General features: G+C 60.4%; 13 protein-coding genes and 2 pseudogenes. 7 read left to right on the top strand and 8 right to left on the bottom strand.

All coding sequences use genetic code 11. The annotated features are described in order from the left end of the window. Nucleotides 1-507: 507 nt before the first annotated feature. Nucleotides 508-846, top strand: a pseudogene (locus tag QPR87_RS23030) (transposase); the annotation flags it as partial. Between the two features lie 255 nt (nucleotides 847-1,101). On the opposite strand, the gene QPR87_RS23025 reads toward QPR87_RS23030, so the two are convergent. The 6 genes from QPR87_RS23025 to QPR87_RS23000 all read right to left on the bottom strand — a co-directional run bounded on the left by QPR87_RS23025 (nucleotide 1,102) and on the right by QPR87_RS23000 (nucleotide 6,953). After that, a complete protein-coding gene (locus QPR87_RS23025) occupies nucleotides 1,102-2,013 on the bottom strand; it encodes a DMT family transporter (protein ID WP_285051514.1) in 912 nt (303 codons plus the stop codon). An 11-nt stretch (nucleotides 2,014-2,024) separates the two neighbouring features. Beyond that, complete coding sequence (locus QPR87_RS23020; RefSeq protein WP_285051513.1) at nucleotides 2,025-2,777, bottom strand: SDR family oxidoreductase; 753 nt, start codon at nucleotides 2,775-2,777, stop codon at nucleotides 2,025-2,027. Beyond that, the gene (locus QPR87_RS23015) at nucleotides 2,755-4,392 is read right to left on the bottom strand and encodes an HAD family hydrolase (protein ID WP_285051512.1); all 1,638 of its coding nucleotides are present in this window, start codon (nucleotides 4,390-4,392) and stop codon (nucleotides 2,755-2,757) included. Before QPR87_RS23015 ends, QPR87_RS23020 begins: the two co-directional genes overlap by 23 nt. A 13-nt stretch (nucleotides 4,393-4,405) precedes the next feature. Beyond that, nucleotides 4,406-5,218 (bottom strand): AfsA-related hotdog domain-containing protein, encoded by an 813-nt coding sequence (locus QPR87_RS23010; protein WP_285051511.1) that lies wholly within the window; start codon nucleotides 5,216-5,218, stop codon nucleotides 4,406-4,408. Between the two features lie 38 nt (nucleotides 5,219-5,256). Beyond that, on the bottom strand, nucleotides 5,257-5,871 hold the full coding sequence (locus QPR87_RS23005; protein WP_285051510.1) for a hypothetical protein: 615 nt from the start codon (nucleotides 5,869-5,871) through the stop codon (nucleotides 5,257-5,259). 185 nt (nucleotides 5,872-6,056) lie between these two features. Then, nucleotides 6,057-6,953 (bottom strand): LysR family transcriptional regulator, encoded by an 897-nt coding sequence (locus QPR87_RS23000; RefSeq protein WP_285051509.1) that lies wholly within the window; start codon nucleotides 6,951-6,953, stop codon nucleotides 6,057-6,059. 114 nt (nucleotides 6,954-7,067) lie between these two features. Between QPR87_RS23000 and QPR87_RS22995 the strand changes: the two genes are divergently transcribed. From QPR87_RS22995 to QPR87_RS22985, 3 genes are read left to right on the top strand one after another with little or no spacing between them, the layout of a single operon-like run. Beyond that, nucleotides 7,068-8,039 carry an aldo/keto reductase gene (locus tag QPR87_RS22995; protein WP_285051508.1) on the top strand — a complete coding sequence of 324 codons (972 nt, stop codon included), beginning with the start codon at nucleotides 7,068-7,070 and terminating at the stop codon, nucleotides 8,037-8,039. 43 nt (nucleotides 8,040-8,082) lie between these two features. Continuing rightward, entirely contained in the window at nucleotides 8,083-9,075 is a 993-nt protein-coding gene (locus QPR87_RS22990) for a malate dehydrogenase (protein WP_199260870.1), read from the top strand. Nucleotides 9,076-9,135: 60 nt separating this feature from the next. Then, a complete protein-coding gene (locus QPR87_RS22985; RefSeq protein WP_285051507.1) occupies nucleotides 9,136-10,074 on the top strand; it encodes a LysR family transcriptional regulator in 939 nt (312 codons plus the stop codon). On the opposite strand, the gene QPR87_RS22980 is transcribed toward QPR87_RS22985, so the two are convergent. Continuing rightward, nucleotides 10,055-10,294: a DUF2274 domain-containing protein gene (locus QPR87_RS22980; protein ID WP_199260868.1), complete on the bottom strand. Its 240-nt coding sequence runs from the start codon at nucleotides 10,292-10,294 to the stop codon at nucleotides 10,055-10,057. The two genes, QPR87_RS22985 and QPR87_RS22980, sit on opposite strands and share 20 nt — an antisense overlap. Nucleotides 10,295-10,411: 117 nt before the next feature. Further along, nucleotides 10,412-10,816, bottom strand: a pseudogene (locus QPR87_RS22975) (ArdC-like ssDNA-binding domain-containing protein); the annotation flags it as partial. 235 nt (nucleotides 10,817-11,051) lie between these two features. On the opposite strand from QPR87_RS22975, the gene QPR87_RS22970 reads away from it, so the two are divergent. The 3 genes from QPR87_RS22970 to QPR87_RS22960 are packed head-to-tail and all read left to right on the top strand — an operon-like array spanning nucleotide 11,052 to nucleotide 13,148. After that, nucleotides 11,052-11,645, top strand: coding sequence for a DUF6088 family protein (locus QPR87_RS22970; RefSeq protein WP_009450572.1), 594 nt, complete (start codon nucleotides 11,052-11,054; stop codon nucleotides 11,643-11,645). Continuing rightward, nucleotides 11,638-12,654, top strand: a complete 1,017-nt coding sequence (locus tag QPR87_RS22965; RefSeq protein ID WP_285051505.1) for a nucleotidyl transferase AbiEii/AbiGii toxin family protein — start codon at nucleotides 11,638-11,640, stop codon at nucleotides 12,652-12,654. The genes QPR87_RS22970 and QPR87_RS22965 overlap by 8 nt, the downstream gene beginning before the upstream one ends. 23 nt (nucleotides 12,655-12,677) lie before the next feature. After that, nucleotides 12,678-13,148 carry a hypothetical protein gene (locus QPR87_RS22960; RefSeq protein WP_285051504.1) on the top strand — a complete coding sequence of 157 codons (471 nt, stop codon included), beginning with the start codon at nucleotides 12,678-12,680 and terminating at the stop codon, nucleotides 13,146-13,148. Nucleotides 13,149-13,179: the final 31 nt, after the last annotated feature.

Here is a 13,179-nt window from a genome sequence, read left to right as displayed (position 1 = left end):
CTGTAGCGACAGCATCGTCGAACGCTTTGACCGGCTCGCGAAAAGATGGGCTCCCCGGCCCGCCAAACCCAAAGCGCCCAAGGGCGCCCCCTGAGCATCGCTGCCGCGGCCTACGCCGGATGGTTACGTCGCATCTACATTGTCGGTCAGAACACCGGCCGAGCCGAAATCCAGATCTGGTGTCGAGACGATCTGGCATTCGGCAGCGATCGTGATGCGCACATCAAAGTCGCCGTCGCGGCCTGGGCCGGAACCCTGAAGGGAGCCAGCACCATGGTCGCTGCCAATATCAAGCGCATGTTTTCTCCAATCAAGCGCATATCCTTCGAACCCGATGGTCGCCGAAGTTCGGGTAGCGTCCACGCTCGTGGTGTAATTTCGGGGAGCGACGTGGGTGGAGTTTGCGGTGGAGATTTCGCTGCCGGTTTCGCCCTCGTCGGGTGGTCACCGGGCCTGTCGGATAAGGTGGAGTTGATCGACTTCAACCTGACCGAAAGGGAAACCCCGATGACCGACGACAGACTACCGCTGGCCGAGCTTGCCGCGAAGAGTGGCGATACCGATTTCCTGCGCCTCATTGCCGAGAACGTGCTGCAGCTGATCATGGAGGCCGACGTCGACGGCCTGATCGGCGCTGGCCGCTACGAGCGCGGCGAGGCCCGCCAGACCTGGCGCAACGGCTACCGCGAGCGCTCGCTCGACACCCGACTTGGCACGCTGAACCTGAAGATCCCGAAGATGCGCTCCGGGGCCTACTTTCCCGGCTTCCTGGAGCCGCGGAAGACGGTGGAGAAGGCGCTGGTCGCCGTCATCCAGGAAGCGTGGATCAACGGCGTCTCGACGCGCACCCGACATGTAGATTGAAGGGTGGGCCGCACGAGCGATCGCGCTCGCCCATACATGGCGGGCATTGGGGGCAAAAATGCGGCCGATTGACACCGATCACCCCCAAGAGCAGGGACATCAGGCCGAAAGCCACCGCTACTGCGATGAGAAGCGGATGCTCCGAGGCGATACCTCGGGATCACAAATGCGGCTGCTAACGGCAGTTTCCCGAATGCCGATGGCAGCCACCGCCTTGCGGAAGCTGCCATCCTCGGATCATGAGGCCGTCTTCGAAACCCAGGTGGAGAAACGTCCCTGACCGACCAGCACACCGAAGATAGTTATTGCAATGCCAATTATCTGGACCAAGTGCGGTATCGTACCCATAGTGACTTCGATCAGGAGAGCGAAAACGGGGACAAAGTTAAAGAAAATCGAGGTCTTCCCTGGCCCACGTACGGCAATTCCTACATTCCAGAACAGATAGGCCAAGACCGAACCGGCGATCCCCATCCACAGAATTGCGAGGAAGCTGATACCGGAGCCCACGACTACCGCCTCGACTGGAGATTCGAATGCGAAGGCAGCCAAGCCGAGCGCGATGGTCCCGAAAAGCATGGTCCAGGTGGTGGTTTCAAGCGGTGTCGAATCGGTGACGAAGGCCCTGGTGCCAACAGTATAGGCCGCCCATCCGATGGAGCCGGCGAGAATGATGACGTCGCCGGGCGCGAAGTCGATATGGCCGGACAGGATCTGACCATTCGTGATGACCAGGGAGACGCCGAATAGGCTGATGATCATCCCGACGATACGATCTGTCGCCGGAACCTGGCGGTTGATGATCGCCTCGATAATGTTCGCCGAGATCGGCGTCGTGGCCATGAGCAGGGATGCGGTGATCGGGCTGGAGGTCTGCAAGCCGACGAAGAGTGATCCGTTGAAGCCCGCCACGCCGATCACGCCTAGTACAATATACGGCATGAGATTGCGTGAGAGGATCTCCCAGCGAACCTTCTCCTTGAGTAGCAGGATAGCGAAGGTGCCGATCACGGCAATAATGAAGCGTTCGAAAGACGCGGTCCATGGTGGATTGCTCGACAGCGCAATCTTGGCCGCCTGGAAATTCGACCCCCAGAAGAAGGTTGCGAGCAGGGTCATGATGACCGCTGTGCTGGCGCTCGTTTTCATGCACTGCCCCTTTATGACTGATACCAGAGCGGCGCGTCGAGCCGCATCGAGGAGATTTGCGCCGTGTCCGGTGTGGAAATGGTGAAAACTACGGCAGAGGCGACGTCATCGGGTTTGAGCATGCGGTCGAGCTTTTCCTGCTGGAATTCGCCGGCTGCCCCGAGATTTCGGCGAAAGCCGGTATCGACCTTGTCAACCTGGATGGCGCAGACGCGGATATTCTTCGGCATTCCCCATATCCGCAGACCTCCCGTGTAACCCTCGACCGCGAACTTCGATGCGGAGTAGGAAAGCAACGCATGAGTGTGATCCACGCCCCAGATGGACGAGATGTTCACGATGTCTGATCGCCGCTGTTTCCTCAGATGCGGCAGTGCTGCGCGGGTTAGCTGGAACATTCCCTTCACGTTGATATCGAACGTGGTCGCCCAATCTTCAGGCAAGGCTGTTTCAGGATCGCCGCCATAACAGACTCCGGCGACGTTGATCAGGGCATCAAGGCCCCCGGCCGCGGCCACGGCCGTCGCCATCGCGTTTTCGGCGCTTGCCATGTCCCGAATATCGAAGGCGAGCGGCACGAAAAGGTTCTCGTCGCCGCCAGAGGGAAGTTCGGGGAGAACGACGTCAGCGGCGATGACAGTGTGCCTGTCAGCAAGGAAGCGGGAGACGACGGCTGCACCGATTCCTCCGGTAGCTCCGGTCACAAAAATGCGTTTCGATTGCATGGTATGTCCTTTCATGTCAGCGGATGCCGAAATGGCCATCGGCACCCTCCTTGAATCGTTCATCGCCCTGGTGGCGCCGCACGCTCGGTAAAGGTCCTCCAGGAAGGACAACCCAACCGCGTTCGGATGCCCGTATGGCAAGGGGAGTCTGGTCACCGACGGCAACCGGATTGCCGACAAGCTCCAGCATTGGCAGATCGCTCAGATCGTCACCTACCGCCCAACAGACTGTGGGATTGGCCGCCTTCTCTTGGAGAAACAGCGTAATGGCTTCAGCCTTGCCGGTGCCGATGGTCTGTGGCGCGCCGAGGCTACCGTCGTAGAGACCATTCTGACCGACCCGCATGGGTGCGCAAAGAAAATTCGTGACGCCGAATTCGCGGCCAATCGGGGCGAGGATTTCCTTGAAGGACCCCGACACGAATACGGCGGTCACGCCTGTGGCCTGCAAATCCCTGAGCAGGTCACAGCTCTCCTGGAGGAAAAATCCGGGACGCTTCGAGACTTCCAGCCACCAGAGCTGCCCGGCTCGTTCGAGTTCGACCGGCGAGACCCCTGCAAGATAGCTGTAGTAGATGCGATTGAGATCTTCGCGCGGCAGACCCTGCGCCAGCATGTCAGCAAAATCGGCTTCGAACTTTTCCAACTCCCGGGTGGTACCCCGCAGCCCGCAAAAGAAGCGATAGAAGTCGAACATGCTTTTCGTGCGAATCAACGTCTCATCGACATCGAAGAACGCAAAGACATTGCGGTTTGTCGCCTCGGGCTCTGTTCTGGCGAGGTAGGTCGGCGCGGCAGTTTCGGACTCCTCGGGGAACGGCTTCGTCTCGAATTCCTCGAATGCCTTTCCGGGCAGCTTGAGTTGCGCATGAATATCGCCGCCCAGGCCGTAGATACCGATCGCACCGCCATGGCTCATCTGGTAGCTCATGAAGAGCACCACGACATTGATGACGCGGTTCCCTGGCCGGCTTCCCGGCGGGAAAGGGTCCGGAAGGACGGCCTCGAAAGCCGCGGCACCGAGATCGTCGGTCACGAAGACATTCGGGATGCCGAGCGGTCCAGGGCGCGTCCTGACTCCCGGCTTCAGATCGTCTTCCCGAAGCGTCATGATCGTATAGACCGATTTCGGCACCAAGCCGGAAAACACAAAACTGAACCGCGCCTCTCGGGAGTCGTTTTCGAGTGATACGGTGAGTTCTCCCTTGGCCTTTATCCAATCCCCCAGTGTCACCGGCGACCGCATCTGACGTCCATGCACCCATTCGGCGTCAGGGATAGGCGTTAGATGAAAAGGGAAACTCTTGCGAACATCCAAATCCGCATCCGGGCGTTGAGCCGGGGCGAAGACCATTCCGTAGTTGTTGCACGGCAAGGGAAGCGGCAGGGTGTGCAAGATTCTGCGGCTCAGGTGTCGGGGAAGATTCTCGGGATCGAATGTCTCGAGGATGTCATAGGGCGCGCGCTCACCGAAGTTCGGCAGCGGGCTGGACGGGGACACGATGGCCCCGCCCCATTTCGTCGTGACCGACCCGGCTTCGTCTGTTCCGTTGACGGCGCCGATGACGATGAAGTTTCCGTCTCCGTCCATGACTTCGCTTGGCGGATAGAGCGGCCCTTGCGTTGTGACGCTGAGATGATACCGGCGTTTCACGAATGATCTCCGGTCAAGCAGGATGAATGCCGGACGCGCCGGAATGCGATCTCGACGCCCCGTTCGCGCCAAGGCTCATCTGAACAATTCCCTGGAGACAGTTCCGTGCTGCGGTTTCCGCGAGATCGCGTTCTTTTTGGGCTATGAGATCGGCCGGATAGACGGTGAAGGAGAACGTCGTGGTCATACAAACCTGTTGGGCCTGTACCAGATCAATCTCGACATCGAATTTCTGGCGTCGGTCGTTGATGTCCTTCGAGATAACCCGATAGAGGAGATGCGCATGGACCGGAAAGACGAAGTTGAGAAACTGGCTCGTGACTGAGTTGATGACGAAGTACGACTTCTGGTTCCGCTCGCGAAGGAAGAATGCCTCCGTGACCACAAGGAATGCTTGGCGCGAAGCTTCGATGAGGATCATGCCCTGAACGTGCTGCCCGGTCTGATGATCATCCATCAGCTCGCAGTTCTGGTCGATGCAGAGATCCATGGAGTAGGTGTCGCCATCGATCTTTGTCGGGTTGGCGACGAGCGTGTTGCAGTGCTTGCGCTTGTGCGACAACTCGCCACCTGCACGCGGAGGAAGAGCGAGCAGGCCTTCGATTTTCCACCTAGCCCCATCCGGGTCCCGCTCGCGGATCATGGCCGAAAGTTCCTCGATCTCGGCATCGGCCAGCCCCTGACCGCGATGAAGGGAGATGGTTTTCGGCAGGATGCCGTCGGGCAGCATCAGCATCGCCTTGATCTGCGCCGGCGTCATGCCGCCGTTGAAACGGGCGAATTCGGAGAACTTGTCAGAAACAACGATGAAATCTTGACGTCCCATCTAGTACCTCATTGTTGATGGAAGATGATGGCCGTGGTTCAGGCAGTCTCGGCCATTTCGCCTTCATAGACTTCGGTGTAGAGCCCCTCGGCTCCGCCGGAAATGTATGTATCGCCGGCCTGCTGGACGATTTCGCGGTAGCGATCATCGGTGAATGCAGTGGTGTAGGTCGCGATGTCGGTATCAAATCCAGCCAGAAACATGACCCCAGGCACCCCGCTGATCAGCGAATGATAGGCAAGGAAGACGGCTGCGGGGTCATGCGCGCGCACTACTTCGAAGATGGTTTCGTCGCGCCACTTGCGATAGGCGGACATCATGCTCGGCTTCACTTCAACATGGCGAAGCTGGATGTAGCGTGTCCGGGGCAGCAGATCGGCGCAATCTTTCGGCGCCTCGACGAAATCGAGGATTTCGCGGCGCACGTCAGCAACCAGCAATCCGGCAATCTGGCTGTTATCGACCTGGGGCGCCTCGGTGACGAGATTGATCAGCGTCAAGCTGTCTTTGAGCGCACGGATCTCGATCACTTCCGGGGTTTCGACGGATTTGAGAAGCCGACGATCGGGTCCCTGCGGGAGCATGGAAATCAACTCCTGCTCCTTGCCGGGAATCGTCCTGAAACGTGAAATCATGATGAAGCGAGACGACATTCATTTCTCCGATGCTACGAAAAATGCTGCGTGTCAGCGCTCTGTTGTCGAAGGACTGCCGGGTTCCCCCGACATCTTCAGACCGCCGCACACCTTCATGTGTGTGGGATGGTCAGGGACAAATATATAACTAATTCGTGAGAAAGGTTTTCCGATATTGGAAAATACGAGATCGACTCTTCCGATCAATCGGCGGCAAAGAACGACCGCTTCTGCGCCATGATTTCCCGGAGGAAATCGCACATCACTCGAACGCGGGCAGACTGGGTGAGATCTGACTGGACGACGAGATAGATCGGTTGATCGAGCCCGAAGTTCTTTCGAAGGCACCTGAGCGCGGCGCCGCGGCCCAAGTAGTGCGGCAGGGCGGCAATGCCCAGGCCCGCCTTGGCAGCGGCGAGTTGCGTTTGCAGTCCGGTCGTCGTGATCGTGTGTCCGGAGGCAGGTGCGAGGCTGTCGATCCATTTGGCTGCCGAAAGCTCGGCGTGGCTTTCACTCCAGGATATGATGGAATGACCGGAAAGGGCCTTGTCCGAATCCTTGAAGGGATGCTGGAGAAGATAGCTCTCGCTGGCATAGAGGCCCCAGCCGAGCGTGCCGACCCGTTGAAGCGAGACATTGCCGCGTTCGGGCTTGACCATCCGCAGAGCGAGATCTGCATCACGCCGATGCAGGTTCGCCGTCTGGATATCGGTCACGACCTCAACATTTAGGCGTGGATAAAGCTGCACGAAACGCGGAAGCGCGGGGATGACGATTTCCGTCGCCAGGGTTTCGGCCGTCGCCAGACGGACGCGGCCTGCGATCTCTGCACGGGATGAGGCCATGGAGCTGAAGGACAGGGCAGCCGATTCGAGTATCTCCGCCTTCTCGATGAGCGCCTGCCCATCTTCGGTCAATTGGTAGCCGGACTGCGCCCGAATGAAGAGAGGCACGCCGAGAGCACTTTCCAAGCGCTCGATTCGCCTGGACAGGGTAGCGATGCCGATGTGGAGATGACTTGCGGCAGCGCTCAGGGTGCCCAAGCGGGCAACCGCAAGGAAGGGGCGTGCATCATCCCAGTTCAACCTGTTATTCGCCATCTTTCCAATTCTGAAAAATCAATTACCATCTTTCTCTAATTTGCTTGCCAACGCGATATGTCAATCTCCCGAGCGAATGGACACAGAAATTTGGGGGGAACAATGCGCTCGCGGATGCTCGGAGATGATCTGGAAGTCTCGGAAATCGGCCTCGGCTGCATGGGGATGAGCGAGTTCTACGGCGCGCGTGACGATGAAGGATCGCGCCAGACCCTCACGGCCGCGCTCGATCTCGGGGCGACCTTCTGGGATACCGCCGATATGTACGGATCTTACCACAACGAGCAGTTCATCGGCGATTTCATCAGCGGTATGTCGAACAAGCCGGTGATCGCGACGAAGTTCGGCATCGTCCGGAGACCAGGCGCGTACGCGCGCAGCATCGATAACAGCGCAGAGTACATTCGCTCTTCCTGTGAAGGGTCTCTCAAGCGCCTGGGGATTGAGAGGATCGATCTGTACTACGTGCATCGCCTCGACCCCAAGGTCCCAATCGAGGATACGATGGCGACGCTCTCCGAACTCGTGAAGGAGGGCAAGATCGCACATATTGGCCTCTGCGAGGTGAGCGCGCGCACGCTGGAACGTGCCTGCTCGGTACATCCAGTGGCGGCGGTGCAGAGCGAATACTCGCTCTGGACGCTGGACGTTGAGAAGGAGGTCCTTGCGATGTGTCGTCACCTCGGGGTGGGATTCGTCGCGTATTCACCTCTTGGACGCGGATTCCTGACCGGAAAATATCGCGAGAACACGAAATTTGAGACCGATGACGTGCGGGCGCTTCTCCCGAGATTCGAAGCCGATGCTATGGCGAGGAACATCGCCATCGTAGATGAGGTGACGATGATCGCGGCACGGATAGGCTGCACACCGGCACAGCTCTGTCTCGCCTGGCTGCTGGCGCAAGGTGAGGAAGTTGTCCCGATTCCAGGCACGAAGAAAATCCACTACCTCAACGAGAACTGCGAGGCGCCAAAAATCAAGCTGAACACTGTCGATCTGGCGCAGTTGCAGCAGGTCATCCGCCGAACACCCATTTTCGGCGAGCGATATACGCCCGAAGGTATGAAGGGCGTGAATGTCTGACGATGCCGTTTGAGAACGGACAGCGACTTGAGAGGAAAAAACAATGAAAAACACAGGCGCCCGCAAAATTGTGGTGACAGGAGCAGGCGGTCAGATCGCCTATTCGTTGCTGTTTCGTCTTGCCGCAGGCGAACTCTATGGGAAAGAGCAACCGGTTTCACTGGTTCTTCATGACCTACCCGAAGCGGAGGACCGCGTGACCGGCGTTGCAATGGAACTCGCAGACGGTGCCTTTCCGCTGCTCCATGCAGTAATCACGACTTCCGACGCGGCTTGCGCCTTTGAAGATGCCGATGTCGCCTTCCTGGTTGGCGCCAAGCCACGTGGACCGGGCATGGAACGGAAGGATCTGCTTAAAGACAATGCAAGGATTTTCGAAGAGCAGGGCAAAGCGATCAATGCTGTGGCCAAGCCTTCGATCAGGATAGTCGTCGTCGGGAACCCCGCGAACACCAATGCGCTGATCCTGGCAAAAAATGCACCCCGCATATCCCGGCGGAACATCACGGCGATGATGCGCCTCGATCACAACCGGGCCTTGTCGATGATTGCAAAGGCGACCGACGCTGACATCGACGATATCCTTAAGCTCGCTGTCTGGGGAAATCATTCTCCGACGATGTATCCGGACATCGCAAATACCGTGGTGAGCGGGAGGCGCATTTTGGAACTGGCCTTGCCGGACTGGTCCAGCGAAACCTTCGTCCAGAGTGTCGCGCAGCGCGGCACAGCCATTATCCAAGCCAGAGGAGCATCGTCGGCCGCCTCCGCCGCGAATGCTGCCCTCGACCATATGCGTGACTGGATTCATGGAAGCGGGGGTCGGTGGGTGTCGATGGGTGTCTTCACCGAGGGCGATTATGGTTTTGATGACGACCTCGTAATCGGAGTTCCCGTCGTTTGCAGCGGTGGTGACTATAAGATCGTAAATCTCGAAATCAGCCAGGATGCTCGCGAGAAGATCAATGCCTCTATCGCCGAACTGAAGGAAGAGCGCGCATCAGTCTTTACTACCGGCCTAGTGGAGCCCTCGTAGAGCCGCATCTTGCGCGCCTCTTGAGGCATTCACCGCGGCAGCGAGAAGAACGGCGACGGAATGAAAAGGGAGAGGGCTAAGCCGGGCGGTCAGATTGAGTTTCGCCATCTCCGGTATTTCGTTGCCTCAGCCGAGCATGGCAGCTTCCGCAAAGCGGGGGCTGCCATCGGCGTTCAGGAATCCGCCATCAGCCGACGCGTCCGCGATCTCGAAGACCGCCTCGGCGCGTCCCTCTTTCATCGCCACAACGCCGGCGTCTGCCTCACATTCGCAGGCAGGCGATTCCTCCGGCGCGCCCGCCAGATCATCCGCAACCTGGGCGAAGGCGCCAACGACATCGCCGCCGCCGGCCGCGCCGAGAACGGCTGTGTCAGGATCGGCATCTACTCCTCCATCGCCTCGGGCTTCCTCGCCGAACTACTGCACAGCTACGGCCGTCGCCATGGCGATGTCAGGATCGAGCTGGTCGACGGCAATCCCGACGAGCATGTCGCCGCCATCCGCCAGTTCCGCCTCGACGTCGCTTTCCTGACCGGGGATCGGGACTGGCCCGCCTGTGACCGGGCGCATCTGTGGTGCGAGCGGGTCTTCGTGGTGTTGCCCGATCAACACCCCCTCGCCGCCCGAGCCGAGCTGACATGGCCGGACCTGGCCGAAGAACCCTTCATCGTCAGCGAGGCCGCGCCGGGCCAAGAGATCCACGATCATCTAGTGCGGGAGCTGGCGGCGCTCGGCCGGCACCCCGAGATCCAGGTGCAGTCGGTGGGCCGCGACAACCTGCTGCCGTTGGTGGCGATCGGTCGGGGCCTGACGCTGGTGAGCGAGGCGATGACCGTCGCGCTGCTGCCTGGCATCACCTACCGCCCGATCACCGACGAGATACTCCCCTTCTCCGCCGTCTGGTCGCCCATCAACGACAATCCTGCCTTCCGCCGATTCCTCAGCATGGCCAAGGTGGCATCCACGAAATCCGCGAAAATCACCCCGACGCTTTCGTAGGTTGAACCGAGCGCCGCGCCTTGGCGAAGCCGCGATCCGTGGCGATGAAGCGCTGCAGCATGGGCGCGATGAGCTTGACGGGGTCGACGGCGGATTGCCCGGTCTCGCGGGCCAGCACCTCGGCATAGGCAACCAGATCGCGGTGGAGCGGCGCTGGCAGTTCCACCGCGATCTTTAAAGGCTTGTCCTCGACGATGGGGCCGAGTTTCAGTTTCGTCATGGTCAACCTCCTGCGGGCTCGAATACCAAATCTCGGGTAACGATGATCCTGACCGGAAAGCCCGGCCGGATGGTGAGGGTGTAGGCCATCGCATTGCGCGGCGTTAAAGACCGTGAACCGCTTCAGGAACGGAATGGCATGCGCATCCTCACCCGTTTCGCGGGCACGGCGCTTCTCGTCCTCGGGGGTGAAACGGTCGGCATAAACGACAGTCGTGCCACGCTCGCCCTTCCTGACATTGCCGCCAAGCGAAAGCGCCTGGCGGAACGTCAGCCACGCCTGAGCGGGGAAACCATGCTGGATGACAGCCCCCCAGAGGATGAGAATATTGATGCCGGAATAGGACCGGCCGGTTGAAGCATTTCTCGGCAGGCCCAGCGGGGCGGTATCAGGCGACGCACCCCAAGGCTGGACCCATGGCAACCGCCCTTGCTCCAGCTCGGCGATGATCTTGTTGGTGATGTCGTCGTAAAGGTTGCTGCGCGCGCCACCTTCCGCGAGGTTACGACCCTGTCTGGCCATCGGGATGATCTCCGCGACGGGTGCCGGAAGCCTCTCCTCCAGCTCTTAACCCGTCACGGAAAATCCGCCCGCACTCTCACTCGGAAGGGGGCGTTGCGGGGATCTCCCCGCAGAAGGGGTAGGTAGAGACCAAGGCTCGGCCGCAGGGGAAGGCTTTCCCCCTATTCGGTATGTTCCCCTGCGCTTCCTTGAAAACTGTCAGAAACTCGCGTATATTTCCAACAGGAGAAAGACGATGACACGGCTGACCGAACAGATTCTGGCACATGCGACGGGACTTCCCGAAGGGATGCCCGTGTCCGCCAAGGGCCTGCTCCACCTCGGAAACCGGGCGGCCGTGGATCAGGCATTGTCGCGTCTGTCCGAGCGCGGGCAGCTCATCCGCGCCGGTCGTGGCGTCTATCTGCGCCCCATCGCCAGTCGGTTTGGCACGCGCGCACCTTCGGTCGAGCAGGCTGTCGAGGCCCTCGCGACCCAAAAAGGGGAGATCATCGTCTCGAACGGAGCCGCCGCGGCGAACGCGCTTGGCTTGACGACGCAGGTGCCCGTCCGCTCGGTCTATCTGACCTCCGGACGCAGCCGAAAGATACACCTCGGCAAGCAGGTCGTCGAATTGCGGCACGCGCCGCGCTGGCAACTGGCCCTGGCCAACCGCCCCGCAGGCGAGGCCGTGCGGGCGCTGGCCTGGCTCGGCCCCGAAAAGGCGGAGGCCGCGCTCACGACCTTGAAGCGGAAGATGCCGCCTGGTGTGTTCGGCGAACTGGTCGCCGCCGCGCCGCAGCTTCCGACATGGCTCGCGCAGAGCGTCGGAAAGGCGGCCTATGGCTGACGTTTTCCTCCAGCTTTCGGCCGAGGATCGGCGTGACGCGTTGAGCGTCGTCGCCGACCGTTCGGGTCGTCCCACCCATCTTCTCGAAAAGGATGTGTGGGTGGTGTGGGCGCTGGCGACCCTCTACGCGGCACCGCTCGGCGAACATCTGGTGTTCAAGGGCGGGACGTCGCTGTCAAAAGCCTATCAGGTCATTCGCCGTTTTTCGGAGGATGTGGATCTGACCTACGACATTCGGGCGATTGCGCCCGATCTGGTCGGGGGCAATGGCGAGGGTCTGCCGAAGACACGAAGCGAGGAAAAGCGCTGGTCCAGCGAGGTCCGCCGGCGTTTGCCGGCCTGGGTCGCAGAGACGGTGCAGCCGGTAATCGCGAAGGCCCTGGCCGCTGAAGGGCTGGCGGCGGCCGTCCGCGTCGAGGATGAGAAGCTCTTCATCGACTATGAGGCGACCGCAGCCGGGTCCGGCTATGTGGCTCCAAGCGTCATGCTGGAGTTCGGCGCGCGCTCGACGGGCGAACCCTCGAGCCTGCGCGACGTCGTCTGCGACGCGGCCGGCCTGATCGACGGCCTGGTGTTTCCGACGGCGCGGCCGCGCGTCATGCACGCGGAGCGGACCTTCTGGGAGAAGGCGACCGCCATCCACGTCTTCTGCCTCCAGGAGCGGCTGCGCGGCGACCGCTTCGCGCGACATTGGCACGATGTTGTCCGACTGGACGAAGCCGGCTTCGCGGAAGCCACTTTTGCCGATCGCGACCTGGCCAACGCTGTCGCCCGGCACAAGTCGATGTTCTTCGCAGAGAAGGCCGCCGACCGCACGCCGATCGACTATGCAGCGGCTGTCAGCGGCGGCTTGCAACTCGTGCCGGTCGGCGATGGCGCGAAGGCGTTGGAGGATGACTATGCCCGCATGGTTGAGGATGGACTGCTCTTCGACGACGAGGAGCCGTTCGAAGCGCTCATGGCGCGGTGCGCTGATATAGCCGCGCGCGCGAACAGAGCAGCCAAGTAAGAAACTGGGAGGACCGGGGGTATATGAGCGAAGTCGAAGAAGAGCGAAAATTCCAGTTTCTGCGGGACGGCGATGCCGAGCCATCTGAACTGGACTGGAACAAAGGGATCGAGAGCGCCCGCAAGGCGATTTCTGAGGCCATGAACGCCAAGAATATCGCATTCCTGCTCGGCGCCGGATGTTCTTCCCTGATGAAGGACAAAAAGGAACTCGGCATTGCGACCATGGCGCCGCTGGCCAAGGAGTTTTGCGGCGAAACCGTCGAGGCACGCGCGGCGGGATTCTACAGCGATCCGCCAACAGCCGGCGCTGTACCGGCGCCGTGGCGGCTGACCAAAGACGAACTCGACTATCTCGATGCGCTCGGGGTCGACCTGGCGAAGGATTACAGCCGTAACCGGCATTGTTGCAGAAGTCGGCTTCAGGACATGATGGCCCTTTCCCCAGCTGAGGTCAGGCCACGCGTTCGATCTCGGCGGTGCCGAGGGCGTTGAAGCGGTTCATCAGGGCGACGCGGATGTGGAT

The organism is Paracoccus sp. SSJ, from assembly GCF_030234105.1.
GTDB lineage: Bacteria > Pseudomonadota > Alphaproteobacteria > Rhodobacterales > Rhodobacteraceae > Paracoccus > Paracoccus denitrificans.
Note: the sequence above shows the minus strand (reverse complement) of the source record. Positions and strands in the feature narration are given on the sequence as shown.